Consider the following 14,858-nt stretch of genomic DNA (forward strand, 5'->3'; position numbering starts at 1 on the left):
CACGCAGTCGACCTGAACGGTTCACGATGACACCCGTCGCGATCGTGCTTGCTGTCGCGGCCCTGATCATCGCGATGACATGACTAGCGGCGAGCGCGAACACCGAACTCGAACATGATCTGTGATCGGTAGCCTCGCGCGATGCGACACTGCGCGAGACGCCAACCCGCGCGCTGGCACCGGCGACACCGCCGCGGCACGAACAATTACGGCAGTAGGGCGCAATCCGAAGCGGATGCCGCGAGCCGGGCATCGAGAGTCAACAGCGAGCATCGTGCCGCACGTGCGAGCACGACATACATGGCGTCATCGGCGCTGACGTTGTGCCGCAAGGCGTACACGGCGGGCAGCATGGACATCATCGGCACCTGCTCGACGCCGAGCGCGTCGAACTCGTGGAACGCGCGCGACGCTTGCTCATCGGTGATCTGCTGACTGAGGGACCATCCGCGGACCACAGAGGCGACTTCAGCCGTGAGATGCTGCGGCGCGAGCAGTTCGTGCCCATCGATCAGCACGGCGGCCCGCCGACCCGCTTCGGTTCCGAACAGGATCTCCGCGACCGCAGATGCGTCGACGACCAGTGTCATCGACCAGGCCGCTGCGCTGCGAGCACCAGCGCCGCCGGTTCGAGCGAGGCGACGTCACGGCTCACGATCCGGTCCAGCAGTTCGGCTCGGCTCGGACGCGTCGCGAGACGATCGAGCTCACGCAGCAGGTAATCGCTCAGCGAGCGGCCCTCGAGCGCGGCCTTCGCCTTGAGCGCTCGGCTTGTCTCATTGGAGACATTGCGGACCTGGATCGTCGTCATGTAACGAGCATACAACGCATGCATTTTGCATGCAACTATTCAGTGGCTGAAGCGCCACCGCTGGCCCGCAAGCGACTGGTCTCTTGGATGTATTCACCGCCAGAAGGTGCCACCATGAAACCATGGCCCTTCACATCACCGGAGACACCGCCGCCGACGACCTGCTCACGAACAACCCGCTCGCACTTCTCACAGGCATGCTCCTCGACTAGCGTGTGCGCTAACCATTGGTAGAGGGCCACCCGAAGCGAGCGCATCGCGGCGCGGGGATGGCGACCAGCGTAGCGGAGTAGCTGCCCCGCGATCGGTTGCGACGTGAACGACGAAGGTGCTCTTCACCACCCAGGCTCTGCCCCCGATATGCTCTCAGCAAGCGCGCCGTTCACCGGACGGATAGCCCTCTGGAAATGGAGCGTCTTGGAAAACACACATTCCGCCAGCTCACCGCGCACGAATCCCGAGCAGTCGAAGCCTCGAGGTGGGTTCAGGTTTGCGGCCGCCACGCTCCTCGTGCTCGGTCTGGTTGCCACGTTCGCTCCATTCCTCGCGGCTTCCTTTTTCGGGGTTGCGATCGTCTGGGACGGCCAACGCTCATCGGGTGGCGTTGTGGCGCTCGTCGCGAGTATCGCGATGTGGATCTGGTGCCGCAGCTGGGAGGCGTGGCGTCGGTGGATCTGGTTGCCAATCGTCGCGACGGTGATCGCTGCTTTCGCACTCGTCGGTTCCAATGCCGCAGGCAACGGCACAGGGGGAGCCTCATTGGAGGATACCTCGACGCATCAGCAGTCCGGCGCAACCGGCGGAACGATAATGACTCCGCCCCCGGTGAGTGACGCGCAAGCAACCTGCGAGTCCCAGGGCTATACGTGGGACACATCACTGAAGTGCATCACAACGGTAGGACAGCAACTCCGCGATCAAGGGTGGGGCTCAACAGAAGCCGCGGTGGGCCGCATCTACTACAGTTTCGGCGGTGACCCCGTACAGTGTGGCGATCACCTCTGTCAGACACTGATCTTTCACAGCGATAATCTGTCATCCTGCCCGGACGGAATCGTTATCTCGCCCACCTCCGGCCACGAAGGGATCGAGGGCACGAAGATCGACCAGCTCGCAGTGAATTCGGAAGTGCAGATCAGCCTCAAGGTACCGCTCGGCGAGAAGGACATCTACTTCGCATACGAATGGGCCTGCCGCTGATCGGGTTCGGGACATGTCGAAATGAGCGTCAGCGACGAGGAAGTAGCCATGATGATCGCTCAACGCACAAGCGCGCTTCGCGCCGAACTGGAACGTACCCGCGCCGACTACGAACAGATCATGGTTCACCTGTCGGTGCTGTCCGCGACTGTGGCCGACCCCATGAAGCGCCGCGCGCTGGAACTGTTTGCCACTGTGGTCGCCACAGACTACGAGTTGAAGGTACTTCTGCTGCGTGAATTCTCCGATCCTGCCGACCGCGAGGTTTGGGAGAAGTACCTGGCTTTGCTGCTGTGGATGGTGATCGACGAGTTACCGACACGGATCGGTGGGGATCTCCGGAGCGCAGGAAGAGCTTTCAAAGCAGCCTTGAAACCTGTCAAGGCGGACTCGGAATTCATCAGGAACCTGTCCGAGATCCGGAATCGGATCGTCGCCCATCGAGACCTCATCGCAGGTGATCATTGGCTTGCCCAATGGCACCTCTCGGCGATAGCCAACAAACACAATCGACGCACCGTCGCGGGCAACAAGATCGTCACTCATGCGCTCACGGTTCTCGACGCTCTCAAAGTGTTGGGCACTGCACTCCGACGCCAGTACCCGGAGCTCTTGCCGACTCGCGACTGACCGCGCGCGGCAACTACTTGGCCACGACGATCGCCAAGTTCCGGCTTGAGGCCAGGCGGTGAGTACCGACCAGATGCGGTAGTGCGTCTTTACCTGCATCGGGGCTCGAGCGCGGGCACCCCTGACACGTCGTCGTCCTCGGTGCGAGACTGTCAGCATGGCCCTTCACATCACCGGAGATACCGCCGCCGACACGCTGCTCACGAACAACCCGCTCGCACTTCTCACAGGCATGCTCCTCGACCAGCAGGTGCCGATGGAGACCGCATTCGCCGGGCCGCTCAAGATCGAGCAGCGCACAGGCGCCGTGGATGCCGCGACGATCGCGAGCATGGACCCGGAAGCCTTCTTGGAAGCGTTCAAGCAGACCCCGGCGGTGCACCGGTTCCCCGACTCGATGGCGACTCGTGTGCAGACGCTCTGCCAGGAGCTCGTCGACGCGTGGGGCGGGGATGCTGCGGCGCTGTGGACGCAGGGCAACCCCGACGGGCGCGAGGTGCTGAAGCGTCTGAAGAAGCTGCCGGGGTTCGGCGAGCAGAAGGCGAAGATCTTTCTCGCGCTCCTCGGCAAGCAGTACGGCTTCACCGGTGAGGGCTGGCGCGAGGCCGCCGGAGACTACGGCGAAGAGGGGTCGTTCCGCAGCGTCGCCGACATCGTCTCCCCCGATTCGCTCACGAAGGTGCGCGAGCACAAGAAGCTTATGAAGGTTGCCGCGGCGCGGAGCAATGCGCCGAAGGCGCGTTGATGCGTGCCGGGGCAAGGTTGAGCGAGCGCGGCGAGTCGAAACCCAGAAGAGGCGGCCCAGTGAAGCCCACCGGAGGCAGCGTCGCCGCTTTCATCGCCGACGTCACCCCCGCCGTGCGGCGACGGGATGCCGAGACGCTGACGACTCTGCTGCAAGAGGTCTCGGGCCGCGAACCCGAGCTCTGGGGCACGATCATCGGCTTCGGCAGCTGTCACTACCGCTACCCGACCGGCAACGAGGGCGATATGCCCGTCCTCGCCTTCGCCCCGCGCAAGAGCGCATCGACCCTGTACCTCGACAGCACCGCCCGGCACGCCGACGCGCTCGCGACGCTCGGGCCGCACACGATCGGGGCCGGATGCCTGTACATCAAGGACCTCGAGAAGGTCGACCTCGGTGTGCTGCGCCCGATCCTCGAAGACGTCCTGGCCTGGACGGAGTCGGGCGGTGACGACTACGCGCAGATCACTGTCACGGGCTGAGCGCCGCAGTCAGCGGTTGCCGTAGCGGGTGACGATCTCTTCGGTGAGTGCGGGCCAGATGCGCTTGTGGTCGTCGCCGAAGGCGACGCCGGAGAGGAACGCGGCAGCGAGGTCGTGGGTGCGATCGATGAAAAGGAAGCTGCCCTGACCGCCGAAGTGTCCGGCGGTCTCCGCGGGCATGGTGTCGCTCAGCCAGTGCGGGCTCTTGGTGCCCTTGAGCTCGAACCCCAGTCCCCACTGGTTGTCGTCGAACGAGCCGTACCCGGGTACGACGCCGCGCAGCCCCGGCCGCGAGACCATGAGCGCGAGATCACGCAGCTCGATGGGGATGAGGGTCGGGCGCAGCACCTCGCGGCCGAAGATCAGCAGGTCGTCGATCGAGGCGCGATAGCCGGCTGACGGCCGCCCGATCACCTCGATGTCGGTCATCCCGAGCGGGGCGGTCACCTCGTTCGTGATCCAGTCGGCGAACGGCATCCCCGCCGCCTCGGCGACATGCGCGCCGAGCGCGTCGAACCCCGCGTTGGAGTAGATACGGCGCGTTCCGGGTGCCGCCTGCGTCTGCTCGCCCTCGAACGGCAGCCCGCTGGTGTGATCGAGCAGGTTCAGCAGCGTCGAACCGTCCGGTCCCGCAGGTTCGTCGAGGTCGACGAGACCGCGTTCGACGGCGATCAGCACACCCCATGCCGAGATGGGCTTCGACACCGACGCCAACGGAAGCACGGCGTGCGGGTCGCCCTGCACCGCCAGCGTCTGCTCGGGCGCGGTCACCCCCACCAGAGCGGTGTGCGGGAAGCCGTCGGTCGCTGCGAAAGTCGTGGTCTCCACCCTGCCATCGTCCCATGCCCCGGCGCCCCGTCATGCGGGAACCGCATGCTGCGCAGTCTCAGGCGCCCTTGAGCCGCTCTGCCAGGTAGTCGCCTAGGGCGTCGACCGGCACACGCTCCTGCGCCATGGTGTCGCGGTCGCGCACGGTGACCGCGTGGTCGTCGAGCGAGTCGAAGTCGACGGTGACGCAGAACGGCGTGCCCACCTCGTCCTGTCGGCGGTAACGTCGTCCGATCGCACCGGCATCGTCGAAGTCGATCGCCCACCGTCCGCGCAGCGAATCGGCGACCTCGCGCGCGAGCGGCGAGAGCTTCTCGTTGCGCGAGAGCGGCAGCACGGCGACCTTGACCGGCGCGAGGCGCGGGTCGAGCTTGAGCACCGTGCGCATGTCGGTGCCCCCCTTGGCGTTGGGCACCTCCTCTTCGACATAGGCGTCGACGAGGAACGCCATCATCGAACGAGTCAGACCGAACGACGGCTCGATCACGTACGGCGTGTAACGCTCGCCGGAGGCCTGGTCGAAGTACGTCAGGCTCTGGCCGGATGCCTCGGAGTGGCTGGACAGGTCGTAGTCGGTGCGGTTGGCGACGCCCATGAGCTCGCCCCACTCCTTGCCGGGGAACCCGAACCGGTACTCGAAGTCGATCGTGCCGGCGGAGTAGTGCGCCCGCTCGTCTTCGGGGACGTCGAATCGACGCATGTTGTCGGTGTCGATGCCGAGATCCTTGAACCACGCCCAGCACGCCTCGACCCAGTGCTCGAACCACTCCTGCGCCTCGGCGGGGGGAACGAAGTACTCGATCTCCATCTGCTCGAACTCGCGGGTGCGGAAGATGAAGTTTCCGGGGGTGATCTCGTTGCGGAACGACTTTCCGACCTGACCGATGCCGAACGGCGGCTTCTTGCGGCTCGCGGTGAGCACGTTCGAGAAGTTCACGAAGATGCCCTGCGCGGTCTCAGGGCGCAGGAAGTACAGGCCCGATTCGTCGTCGACGACGCCGAGGTAGGTCTTGACGAGACCCGAGAAAGCCTTCGGCTCGGTGTACTGGCCCTCGCCCTTGTTGCCGCAGTTCGGGCACGGCACCTCGGCCAGGCCCCCCTCGGCCTTGCGACCCTTGCGTGCCTCGAAGTCCTCGATGAGAGTGTCGGCGCGGAAGCGCTTGTGGCAGGTGAGGCACTCGACGAGCGGATCGGTGAAGGTGTCGAGGTGTCCCGACGCCTCCCACACGCGCTTGGGGAGGATGACGGAGGAGTCCAGCCCCACCATGTCGCCGCGTCCACGGACAAAGGTCTGCCACCACTGCCGCCGGATGTTCTCCTTCAGCTCGGTGCCGAGGGGCCCGTAGTCCCAGGCCGAGCGCGACCCGCCGTAGATCTCACCCGCTTGGAACACGAACCCGCGGTGGCGGGCGAGACTGATGACCTTGTCTAGACGGGACTGTTCGGCCACGGTGGCTCCAATGGTCGGGTGCGACGGATTGTGCCCGTGAGCACGGGCATTCCAATCCTATCCGCGCACCCGCTGTCGATCAGCCTCGGCGATCAGGACGGCATCCGCGTAACGATCCCCATCTCTTCGGATGCCGCGGCGAGACGCTCATCGTATGTCCAGATCTCCCCGGCGCCGACGGCGATCGCCGTGGCCAAATGGATCGAGTCAAGCGAGCGCAGCACCGGCGGGCCGAGGATGCGCGCGCTCTCGACGACGGCCGATGACATCGGCGCGAACGCGATGTCGCCGGTTGCGAGGTCGAACGCCGACGTCAATCGGTCGCGGCGCTCGAGATCGATGCGCCGACGGATGCTGCGCGCCAACTCGACGCGCATGAGACTTGAGGAGATCATTCTTTTGCCGGCGGCCATCACTGTGTCGATCGCCTCGCTCAATGCACCGGACTCCGCTTCGTCGAACACACGCTTGAGCGCTGCACTCGTATCGATGTAGATCAGCACGTCAGATACGGTCCTCGCGGTCGAGAAGGTCGGCCGTCGTTGTGTCCTCCGGGAGACGAAGAATCGGCTTGACGGTCCGGTACGGCCGCTCCGGCGGGATCACCCAGTCCGGGTAGGGCGTGGGACGAACGGAATCGGCGCGTCCGAGATGCTCGTCGACGGCCCGTCTCAGGATCTCCTGCTGGCTGAGGCCGGTGCGCTCTGACTCGGCGCGCAGTGCCTCTGCCGCCTCATCCCTCAATCGGAGGTTCATCGCCATACTTCATGGTACCAATCCGGCCTAAGGACGGTACCGACTGTTGCCGTCGAACCATGTCGGATGCTGGTGCCACACTGTCGGTATGGAGCAACGAGTGAGTTTCATCACCCTCGCGGTCGCCGACGTCGCACGATCACGCGCTTTCTACGTGGACGGTCTCCGATGGCGGCCGATCTTCGAGGCAGACGATGTGCTCATGCTGCCCGTCGCCGACCGGCTCATCCTCTCGCTGTGGAGCGTCACCGGCTTCACAGCCGAGATCGGCGCCCTACCCGCACCCGGCGTCGCACCGATCACGCTGGCCCACAACCTCGCGACGGAGTCCGAGGTCGACGGCGTTCTGACAGAGGCCGAACAGCTCGGGGCGCCGGTGAGTCCAGCAGTTCACCGTGAATGGGGCGGGTACTCCGGGTACTTCGCCGACCCCGACGGCTTCCGTTGGGAAGTCGCGTTGAACCCCGGCGAAACAGGAGACTTCGTGCTTCCGCCCCGTCCGCGCGCCGGCGGCTGAACACCAGCGCTACTCGGTGAAGAGGTAGCCGCGGTTCACGTCGAACCCGGCGACGTGCAGTCCGCGACCGTGCAGCTCCTCGATCTCGCCGCGCAGGCGCATGCGCCATTCATGCGCAGCATCCGGATCCGTCTCGCGCATCACCTCGACGTCTGAGGGAATTTCGAGCGTCGCGACCACGGCATCATCCGCCGGGGCTTTGGCGATATCGGCGAGGGCCCACTCGACGTCGAGCCGATCGCTCTCGTCTCCGGCATCCCCACCGCCGAAGATGCCGTAGTTGTTCACCGAGTACCCGATCACCCGGGCGCCCAGCACGGTGAGGAAGAAGTGCGCGTTGCGCGCGACGAGCGGATCGAACGTCCACGTGACCCGGCCGACCTCGCGCGAGAAGGCCCACTGGCGCTGGTGCTCCTTGAGCTCGCGACCCCACCCGCGGCCCCGGTACTCCGGCAGCAGCGCGGTGATGTGCGAGTGCATGGTGCGCTGTCCGGGAACGCCGAAGAAGGCGACGGATGCCCCGACCATGCGCTCCTGGCCGCTCTCGTCGTCGAACAGCCCGACGACGTAGTTTCCCGACTGCTCGAGGGCGCGCAGGGTGCCGGCATCGATGACGCGCTCCGGGCCGCGGATGGCGTCCAGCAACGACTGCGCTTCGATGATGAGTTCAACGGTGTCCAGGTCACGTATGGTTCGCACGCCCCCAGTCTGCCTCTCCTCAGCGCGGATTCTGAAATGAAACTGTGGTCAGGGTGCGAGCAGGCGGCTTTCCATCCGCGTGATGACACCTTCGTCGCTGTGCAGCAGGAGCAGCGAACTGGGCAGACCGCCTACGGATGCGAGCACCGCGAGTTCGTCACCGAGTTCGACGATCGCGAACTCGTACTCGTTCGCGAAGCGATGGAACTCTGCCGCCTGCGATGCGACCTGCTCTGCGCCGCGAACGATGTGCAGTCCGTCTGGTCCGCGGTCGACATGGAACTCGACGTCAGGGTGCAGAACTCCGACGAGCCGTGTGAAATCGCCGCTGCGGGCGGCAGCGAGGAACGCGTCGACAACAGCTCGCTGCTTTTCCCGGCTCACGCGAACGGATCGCGACATCGGATCCGCGCCCTGCACCCGCCCACGCGCACGACTGGCGAGTTTCCGCGCGGACTGAGGTGTGCGTTCGACGACGTCGGCGATGTCGTCGAACGGCAGCCCGAAGACGTCGTGGAGCACGTAGGCAAGCCGCTCGTCAGGTGCGAGCTGTTCGAGCACCAGCATGAGCGCGTAGCCGACGAGATCGGCTCGCTCTGCGACCGCTGCAGGGCCGCGCTCTTCTGGGACCGACTCGACATCCGGCAATGCGTCGAGAGAGTTCTCCTGCCGCCGTGCGCGCGTGCGCAGCTGATCGAGGCATATCCGGCTCACGACGCGAGTGAGCCACGCGCGCCGGTCATCGATCGCACCCTGTGCGCGCTCCAATCGGAACCACGACTCCTGCACCGCGTCCTCCGCGTCGGCGTGGGAGCCGAGCATGCGATATGCCACCGTCGTCAGGTATCGCCGGTGCGAATCGAACTCTGCGGCCAGAACGCTGCGGTCCATCAGGATTCCTCTCTGCCCAGCGCAGGTTACCGCGTGGGTTCCGGCACTGCATTCTCCGGCGAGGTCACGAACGTGCGCGAGAAGAGGTTCGAGGGATCGTAGGCGTGTTTGATCGACTCCAGCCGCCGCCGAGTCGATTCCGGATAGACCGAAGACACGGCATCTGTCGCTGTGCCGTCCAGGGAGTTCGCGTACGCGCCGTCGGTGAGCGGCGAGAGCGTGCTCCAGACCTCATCCATCCGCGCGCTCATGTCGGCGTAAGCGGCCTCGGGAACCGCCGCAAAGGTGCTCACCATCAGCTCGGCGCTGCGATGAGCGAACGCGGTCGCGTCCTTCGATGTCGTCCCGAATACTCCTCCGAGACTGTGCAGCACGATCGACGCCGGCTGCGCCTCGCCGGCGATACGCGCGATGGCCTCAGCTGCAGCATCCGCCGATGCGGACGCGACGAAGCCGCTACGAAGTGCGATGCGCAAGCCGGCGGGCAGGTCGTTTCCCGGATGCAGGATCTCGGCGTACGGCAGCTGCCTCACATCTTCTGTCGAAGGCTGTCCCGCCCTGCGCAGTGCCGCCAGCGCGTCGTCCACTGCTCCTGCATCGCACCGCACGAACGTGACCTCGATCGGCGCATCGACCCCGCCGGTGAACGGGTTCGACAGCGCCAGTGTCGAACTGATCGCCTGCGGCGCGGTGCGCATGAAACGAGTCCACGAGGAGACGAGCTGTTTGACACGGTCGGCGGGAAAGGTGAGGGTGGCGAATGTGACCTGCGCGGCGGGCTGCGCCTCGAACTCGAATGCCGTCACGATGCCGTACGCGCCGCCACCACCGCGCAGTGCCCAGAACAGATCGGCGTGATGAGTCTCGTCCGCGATGAGGACGTCGCCGGTTGCCGTCACGACCTGGACGGCGCGGAGATGGTCGATTGTGAGCCCGTGGCGACGGACCAGCCAACCGATTCCACCGGAGAGCGTCAACCCGCCGACACCGACGTCGGCCGTGTCGCCCGACGAGATCACAAGGCCGTGCGGCGCCAGCGCGTCGGCCACGTGCTGCCAGCGAGCACCACCGCCCACGCGCACTCTTCGATCCCCGAGCATCTCGACGGAGTCGAGTGCGCCAAGATCGATGACGATGCCGTCGTCGACGGTGCTGAGTCCCGCAGCGGAATGCCCGCCGCCGCGCACCGCGAGCGGAAGGCCGGATGCTGCGGCGAAGCGCACCGCGCGCTGCACGCCGGCGACGTCGACCGGACGCAGAACAAGTGCGGGTTCGGCGAAGGCGAGCGCTGTGCGCGCCGCCTGCGGATAATCGGACGATTCAGGATCGATGATCGCCCCGGTGAAGCCTTCGAGCTGTTCTTCTCGCATGACAGGCATGTGTGGTCTCCTTCGTTCTCGCCGTTGCGGCGGTTCATGAAGGAGACGACCCCGGATGAGAAAGTGTGACCGATTCGTCCGTCGGGCTGAACTCCGGTGCCCCGAACGCCTCCACGTCTGAGCACCGATACTCTTGGATAGTGGGAGATAGCGACGACAGAGCCAGGAAGCGCCTCTCCCGCACCCCGAACCGCGGCCTCCCCGTCGCGGTTCTCGCATTTGCGGGCCTCTGCTCGTCGTTCATGTTCACGCTGGTCGTGCCGCTGCAGGCTGAGCTGCCGGAGCTCCTGAACGCCTCTCGTGAGGACACCACCTGGGTCGTCACGATCACGCTGCTGGTCGCCGCGGTCGCCACCCCGATCTCCGGACGCCTCGGCGACATGTACGGCAAACGCCGCGTCGTAGTCGTCCTCATGATCATGCTCATCGTCGGCTCGGTGATCGCGGCGCTGTCCGGATCGATCATCGGCGTGATCATCGGCCGCGCTCTCCAGGGCGGCGTCACGGGTGTGATCCCCTTGGGCATCGCGATCATGCGCGACATCCTGCCCGCCAAGCACCTCGGCACCGCCGTCGCGCTGATGAGCGCGACGATGGGCGTCGGCGGTGCAGTCGGGATGCCGCTGGCCGCATACCTCGCTCTGAACGCCGACTGGCATTCGCTGTTCTGGCTCGCAGCCGGCCTCGGCATCGCCGGGCTCGTGCTCGTCTTCCTCTTCGTCCCCGAGGACGTGCTGCTCTCCCCCGGCCGCCTCGACGTCGTCGGCGCCATCGGGCTCGCAGTCGGACTGACGGGCCTGCTGCTCTACGTCTCGCGCGGAGCAGAGTGGGGGTGGACTTCTCCGATCGGCCTCAGCCTCGTGCTCGGCGGAGTGCTCGTACTGCTGGTGTGGGGCTGGTATCAGCTGCGCACGAAGGACCCGCTGCTCGACCTCCGGGTCGCGGCCCGCCCCGCCGTGCTCCTGACGAACATCGCCGCAATCGGCATGGGCTTCGCGCTGTTCTCGTCCAACGTGACCTTCCCGCAGATGCTCGAGCTGCCCGTCGAGACCGGCTCCGGGTTCGGACTCGACATGATCGCAGCGGCCTTCATCGTGATGCCTGCGGGCCTGGTGATGATGGTGATCTCGCCGCTCTCCGGCTGGTTGGAGCGGACCATCGGGCCGCGCCCGCTCTTCACCGCAGGAACCGCCGCGATCGTCGTGGCCTACGGGTACGTGCTCATCTGGTCGTCGGAGTGGATCCACATCCTCATCGCCAACGCCATCATCGGCGTCGGCATCGGATTCACGTTCGCAGCCATGCCGATGATCATCATGCGCTCCGTGCCGGCCAACGAGACGGGAGCATCGAACGGCCTGAACGCCCTGTTCCGCTCGGTGGGAACGTCGAGCGCCTCGGCCGTCATGGGCGGGGTGCTCGCGGCGATGAGCGTCGAGGTCGACGGCGTCGCCGTGCCGACGCGAGAAGCTTTCAACGTCTGCTTCTGGCTCGCGATCGCCGCCGGGATCATCGCACTGGTGCTGTCGCTGTTCATCCCTAAGACCCGCCCGATCGAGAAGCACCCCTCGCTGCCCAGCTGATCGGCTCGCTGACCCGGTCACCCGGTCGGCGCGGTCACCGTGTCAGAGTCCGCCCGTCGGGATCGCCGTCGCGCACCGGACGCAACGTCGTCGGCGCGGGCCAGGGCAGCACGAATCTCTCGGACGGCGGCGCCTGCATGTCACCGAAGTCTTCGACCTTCACCACGATGCGTCCCTCCACCTCCGCGGACGAAGGCGTCACCTCGACGAAGCTCACCCGCAGCGGCGTGGATGCCTCTCGCTCCAGCATCCACGGATCGGCGAGCCACGCGAGGCCGTGCGACTCGAGCGCTTCTTCGGCGACGAGCCAATCGACCGCGCCCGATACCGAGCGCCCGAGCACGTCCACAGCGGTCCAGTCGTCGCCGGCGGGGTGGATCCAGCCGAGCAGTTCGCCGTCATCGCGGCGGTGCGGGGTCCAGTCATCCATCCGACGAGGCTACACGGACAGGTGCCAGCCCAGCTCACGGATGTCAGCCGGAATCGCGCGGTTCCGACTGACATCCGTGAAATCGACCGACAAGTGTCAGGCGCGAACGGCGAAGCCGCCGGTCCAGCCGATCTGCTCGCGCACGGCGAGCACCATCTGCAGGTAGCCGAGCGCCTCGAGCTCGCGCGCACGCTTCAGAGCGCCGGCGTCGGCGACCTTGAGACCCGCCGCGACGATGACGTCGGCGAGCAGCTTCTTGGCAGCTTCGTCGTCGCCCGCAAGCTGCACGACCGTCGGCTCGCCGGCGAACTCACCGGCGACGAGGGTCGAGGCGAAGTTCGTGTTGAACGCCTTGACGATTTTGGCCGCGGGAACAAGGGCCGCGAGCTCTGCTGCAGCCGAGGAGTCGGCTGGAACGACGAGGCCGTCGAAGGTTGCGAAATCGACAGGGTTGGTGATGTCGACGACGACCTTGTTGGCGAGCTGGTCGCCATAGGTGCTCGCGATCTCCGCGAGAGCCGGGTAGGGCAGCGCGAGAACGACGATCTCACCCGAGATCGCGTCACCCACGACACCCGCGGTTGCCTTGATGGATGCCGCGGTGGTGCCTGCCTTCTCGAGGTCACGTGCCAGGATCTGCACGTTCGCGCCGGCTTGTGCGGCGATGCCGGCGATTGCCTGGCCCATGTTTCCTGTTCCGATGACGGTGATCGCAGTCATGTCTTGCCTTCCTCTGTGCGTGTCGTTTGAGCCGTCGCATTTGGTTGCTTCGGCAACTACTCAGGTCAACCTACTTGCCCTGACAACTATTCCGGTAAGAATGGAGAACATGGCCGCACCCCTCTCTCGCATGACTCCGCAGCAGTCCAGAGCCTGGCTGGCACTGATCAGCACCGCCGAGCTGCTCCCCGCCGCGCTCGACGCACAGTTGCAGCGGGACGCATCGTTGACGCACTACGAGTTCATCCTGCTGAGCACACTGCAGCGCAGCGGCGCGGTGCGTCTGAGCGCCCTTGCCGCGGCCACGAACGCGACACTCCCCCGCACGTCCAAAGTCGTCAGCCGCCTCGAGCAGCGCGGTCTCGTCGAGCGCACCGAGAGCACGGAAGACCGCCGCAGCGTGCTGCTCAAGCTCACCAGGCAGGGGCGTCGCCAGCTCGTGCTCGCGACTCCCGATCACTTCGACACCGTGCACCGCCTGGTGCTCGACAGGCTCGCCCCCGAGCAGCTCGAGCAGCTCGCCGATGCGCTGGAACCGATTGTCGAAGCACTCGATCCGCAGCGGAAATTCGGGGTGTTCTGAGGGGAAGCGGGGGCAGGCTTCGACTCGCTGCGCTCGCTCAGCCCGTTTCGTCTTCGGCGGCTGCGCCGTCTGCGCTCAACGACCCGCGGTGATCCCCCGGGCGTTGAGCGGAGGCGGTGATCCCCCGGGGCGTTGAGCGAGCGCGGTGCCCCCGGGCGTTGAGCGGAGTCGCGGAGCGACGCAGCCGAAGCGGGTTGAGCGACGAGCGCAGCGAGGAGTCGAAACCTCCTCCGCCTCTCAGTGTGCGTACTCCATGAGCTCGACTCCGAGCACGCGAAACGCGTCGTGGGCGCGCAGGCGGTGCGCGATCGAGAGATCGTCGAACCCGACGGCCATGGCGTAGGCGACACCCGCACGCGGCCCCGCGAGCACGCCGGCCTCAGCACGCACGCCCCGATCGCGCCCGGTCTTGTTGATGAACAGCAGCCCGTGCGCGTCATGCTCGTGCGCGAACGGGTCCAGGCCCGTGGGCGCCGCCACCAGGCTCAGGTCATGATTGAAGCTCAACCACTCGGCGACCTGCGCGCTCACCGCGGCATCCACCGCTTTCGCGTTCACCAGCGCCGAGAACAGACTGGTGAGCTCTCGGGTGGTGCCCACCGCGAGGTGCGGGGCGTCGTCCGGCCCCCGCTCGTCGCGGAACCGGTCGAGCAGCGCTGTCTGCACGAGCCCGAGCGACGCGATGCGGTCGCGCACTCGGTGATGACCGACCTGCTCCAGCAGAATGTTCACGGCGAGAGGGTCGCCCGTGGTCGCGGCAAGGACGGCGAGGTCGACGAGCGGAAGCACCGGCGTGCGCAGGCTGCGCCAGAGCCCCGACCCGGTGACGGGTTCGGCGGCGGAGCGATCGATGATCGTCAGCGGGTCGAGCGTGCCCGCTTCGAACCCGGCTGCCACTTCGATCAGCAGCGGCACCACACCGAGCCCTGCGATCGGCAGCGTTACGTGCGCGTCGCCGCCGAGCACCTCCGCGCCGGTGTCGAGATCGGTCACGTGCACCGAGACCTGGGCACCGGCCTCGGACAGTTCCTCGAGCGCGCGCATGGTCGTCGAGAACGACCTGCGTCCGATGGCTGCGCGGCGCGGCAGACGGCGGGTACTGCGCTGTGAACGTCGCAGCATCGCAGGCTCGGGGGGAGTGCCCACGCATGTTC

19 protein-coding genes and 1 pseudogene are annotated in these 14,858 nt (G+C 66.3%); 8 read left to right on the forward strand and 12 right to left on the reverse strand.

Annotation, left to right across the window (positions count from 1 at the left end; translation table 11 throughout):
• Nucleotides 1-206: 206 nt before the first annotated feature.
• Both ACTICP_RS12110 and ACTICP_RS12115 read right to left on the reverse strand, forming a co-directional pair.
• Nucleotides 207-590: a type II toxin-antitoxin system VapC family toxin gene (locus ACTICP_RS12110; protein WP_441892687.1), complete on the reverse strand. Its 384-nt coding sequence runs from the start codon at nt 588-590 to the stop codon at nt 207-209.
• Nucleotides 587-811, reverse strand: a complete 225-nt coding sequence (locus tag ACTICP_RS12115; RefSeq protein WP_441892689.1) for a FitA-like ribbon-helix-helix domain-containing protein — start codon at nt 809-811, stop codon at nt 587-589. Before ACTICP_RS12115 ends, ACTICP_RS12110 begins: the two co-directional genes overlap by 4 nt.
• Before the next feature lie 122 nt (nt 812-933).
• Here ACTICP_RS12115 and ACTICP_RS12120 point away from each other — a divergent pair.
• The 5 genes and pseudogenes from ACTICP_RS12120 to ACTICP_RS12140 form a co-directional block, all read left to right on the forward strand.
• Nucleotides 934-1,020 (forward strand): annotated as a pseudogene (locus ACTICP_RS12120) (HhH-GPD-type base excision DNA repair protein); the annotation flags it as partial.
• Between the two features lie 106 nt (nt 1,021-1,126).
• A complete protein-coding gene (locus tag ACTICP_RS12125; RefSeq protein ID WP_441892691.1) occupies nt 1,127-2,011 on the forward strand; it encodes a hypothetical protein in 885 nt (294 codons plus the stop codon).
• 21 nt (nt 2,012-2,032) lie between these two features.
• A complete protein-coding gene (locus ACTICP_RS12130) occupies nt 2,033-2,641 on the forward strand; it encodes a hypothetical protein (protein WP_441892693.1) in 609 nt (202 codons plus the stop codon).
• A gap of 157 nt (nt 2,642-2,798) precedes the next feature.
• On the forward strand, nt 2,799-3,386 hold the full coding sequence (locus ACTICP_RS12135; protein ID WP_441892695.1) for an HhH-GPD-type base excision DNA repair protein: 588 nt from the start codon (nt 2,799-2,801) through the stop codon (nt 3,384-3,386).
• Between the two features lie 59 nt (nt 3,387-3,445).
• Nucleotides 3,446-3,868 carry a DUF1801 domain-containing protein gene (locus ACTICP_RS12140; RefSeq protein WP_441892697.1) on the forward strand — a complete coding sequence of 141 codons (423 nt, stop codon included), beginning with the start codon at nt 3,446-3,448 and terminating at the stop codon, nt 3,866-3,868.
• A gap of 9 nt (nt 3,869-3,877) precedes the next feature.
• Here ACTICP_RS12140 and ACTICP_RS12145 read toward each other — a convergent pair whose 3' ends face one another.
• The 4 genes from ACTICP_RS12145 to ACTICP_RS12160 all read right to left on the reverse strand — a co-directional run bounded on the left by ACTICP_RS12145 (nt 3,878) and on the right by ACTICP_RS12160 (nt 6,908).
• On the reverse strand, nt 3,878-4,696 hold the full coding sequence (locus tag ACTICP_RS12145; RefSeq protein WP_441892699.1) for a serine hydrolase domain-containing protein: 819 nt from the start codon (nt 4,694-4,696) through the stop codon (nt 3,878-3,880).
• 58 nt (nt 4,697-4,754) lie between these two features.
• Nucleotides 4,755-6,146 carry a glycine--tRNA ligase gene (locus ACTICP_RS12150; protein ID WP_441892701.1) on the reverse strand — a complete coding sequence of 464 codons (1,392 nt, stop codon included), beginning with the start codon at nt 6,144-6,146 and terminating at the stop codon, nt 4,755-4,757.
• 92 nt (nt 6,147-6,238) lie between these two features.
• Nucleotides 6,239-6,649 carry a type II toxin-antitoxin system VapC family toxin gene (locus ACTICP_RS12155; RefSeq protein WP_441892703.1) on the reverse strand — a complete coding sequence of 137 codons (411 nt, stop codon included), beginning with the start codon at nt 6,647-6,649 and terminating at the stop codon, nt 6,239-6,241.
• A 1-nt stretch (nt 6,650) separates the two neighbouring features.
• Nucleotides 6,651-6,908, reverse strand: a complete 258-nt coding sequence (locus ACTICP_RS12160) for a CopG family transcriptional regulator (protein ID WP_441892705.1) — start codon at nt 6,906-6,908, stop codon at nt 6,651-6,653.
• A gap of 94 nt (nt 6,909-7,002) precedes the next feature.
• Between ACTICP_RS12160 and ACTICP_RS12165 the strand changes: the two genes are divergently transcribed.
• Nucleotides 7,003-7,419: a VOC family protein gene (locus ACTICP_RS12165; RefSeq protein ID WP_441892707.1), complete on the forward strand. Its 417-nt coding sequence runs from the start codon at nt 7,003-7,005 to the stop codon at nt 7,417-7,419.
• A gap of 9 nt (nt 7,420-7,428) precedes the next feature.
• Here the strand turns inward: ACTICP_RS12165 and ACTICP_RS12170 are convergent, their stop codons facing one another.
• Genes ACTICP_RS12170 through ACTICP_RS12180 form a run of 3 tightly spaced genes read right to left on the reverse strand, consistent with a single transcriptional unit; the run spans nt 7,429 to nt 10,388 of the window.
• Nucleotides 7,429-8,118, reverse strand: coding sequence for a GNAT family N-acetyltransferase (locus ACTICP_RS12170; protein ID WP_441892709.1), 690 nt, complete (start codon nt 8,116-8,118; stop codon nt 7,429-7,431).
• Nucleotides 8,119-8,166: 48 nt separating this feature from the next.
• Complete coding sequence (locus ACTICP_RS12175) at nt 8,167-9,009, reverse strand: sigma-70 family RNA polymerase sigma factor (protein ID WP_441892711.1); 843 nt, start codon at nt 9,007-9,009, stop codon at nt 8,167-8,169.
• 26 nt (nt 9,010-9,035) lie between these two features.
• Nucleotides 9,036-10,388, reverse strand: coding sequence for an FAD-binding oxidoreductase (locus ACTICP_RS12180; protein WP_441892713.1), 1,353 nt, complete (start codon nt 10,386-10,388; stop codon nt 9,036-9,038).
• A 140-nt stretch (nt 10,389-10,528) separates the two neighbouring features.
• On the opposite strand from ACTICP_RS12180, the gene ACTICP_RS12185 reads away from it, so the two are divergent.
• Nucleotides 10,529-11,971: an MFS transporter gene (locus ACTICP_RS12185; protein ID WP_441892714.1), complete on the forward strand. Its 1,443-nt coding sequence runs from the start codon at nt 10,529-10,531 to the stop codon at nt 11,969-11,971.
• A 34-nt stretch (nt 11,972-12,005) separates the two neighbouring features.
• Here ACTICP_RS12185 and ACTICP_RS12190 read toward each other — a convergent pair whose 3' ends face one another.
• Together ACTICP_RS12190 and ACTICP_RS12195 are read right to left on the reverse strand one after the other, a co-directional pair.
• Nucleotides 12,006-12,401 carry a hypothetical protein gene (locus tag ACTICP_RS12190; RefSeq protein WP_441892716.1) on the reverse strand — a complete coding sequence of 132 codons (396 nt, stop codon included), beginning with the start codon at nt 12,399-12,401 and terminating at the stop codon, nt 12,006-12,008.
• Between the two features lie 96 nt (nt 12,402-12,497).
• A complete protein-coding gene (locus ACTICP_RS12195) occupies nt 12,498-13,121 on the reverse strand; it encodes an NADPH-dependent F420 reductase (RefSeq protein WP_441892718.1) in 624 nt (207 codons plus the stop codon).
• Between the two features lie 109 nt (nt 13,122-13,230).
• On the opposite strand from ACTICP_RS12195, the gene ACTICP_RS12200 reads away from it, so the two are divergent.
• Nucleotides 13,231-13,704, forward strand: a complete 474-nt coding sequence (locus ACTICP_RS12200; RefSeq protein ID WP_441892720.1) for a MarR family winged helix-turn-helix transcriptional regulator — start codon at nt 13,231-13,233, stop codon at nt 13,702-13,704.
• 237 nt (nt 13,705-13,941) lie between these two features.
• Here the strand turns inward: ACTICP_RS12200 and ACTICP_RS12205 are convergent, their stop codons facing one another.
• A complete protein-coding gene (locus ACTICP_RS12205; protein ID WP_441892722.1) occupies nt 13,942-14,850 on the reverse strand; it encodes a serine hydrolase in 909 nt (302 codons plus the stop codon).
• Between the last annotated feature and the right edge of the window lie 8 nt (nt 14,851-14,858).

The organism is Microbacterium sp. (assembly GCF_052102115.1).
Classification (GTDB): Bacteria; Actinomycetota; Actinomycetes; order Actinomycetales; family Microbacteriaceae; genus Microbacterium.

Coding starts and splice junctions, on each gene's coding strand:
- ACTICP_RS12175 (WP_441892711.1), bottom strand. CDS start 9,009: ATGGACCGCAGCGTTCTGGCCGCAGAGTTCGATTCGCACCGGCGATAC.
- ACTICP_RS12160 (WP_441892705.1), bottom strand. CDS start 6,908: ATGGCGATGAACCTCCGATTGAGGGATGAGGCGGCAGAGGCACTGCGC.
- ACTICP_RS12115 (WP_441892689.1), bottom strand. CDS start 811: ATGACGACGATCCAGGTCCGCAATGTCTCCAATGAGACAAGCCGAGCG.
- ACTICP_RS12200 (WP_441892720.1), top strand. CDS start 13,231: ATGGCCGCACCCCTCTCTCGCATGACTCCGCAGCAGTCCAGAGCCTGG.
- ACTICP_RS12180 (WP_441892713.1), bottom strand. CDS start 10,388: ATGCCTGTCATGCGAGAAGAACAGCTCGAAGGCTTCACCGGGGCGATC.
- ACTICP_RS12195 (WP_441892718.1), bottom strand. CDS start 13,121: ATGACTGCGATCACCGTCATCGGAACAGGAAACATGGGCCAGGCAATC.
- ACTICP_RS12130 (WP_441892693.1), top strand. CDS start 2,033: ATGAGCGTCAGCGACGAGGAAGTAGCCATGATGATCGCTCAACGCACA.
- ACTICP_RS12190 (WP_441892716.1), bottom strand. CDS start 12,401: ATGGATGACTGGACCCCGCACCGCCGCGATGACGGCGAACTGCTCGGC.
- ACTICP_RS12110 (WP_441892687.1), bottom strand. CDS start 590: ATGACACTGGTCGTCGACGCATCTGCGGTCGCGGAGATCCTGTTCGGA.
- ACTICP_RS12135 (WP_441892695.1), top strand. CDS start 2,799: ATGGCCCTTCACATCACCGGAGATACCGCCGCCGACACGCTGCTCACG.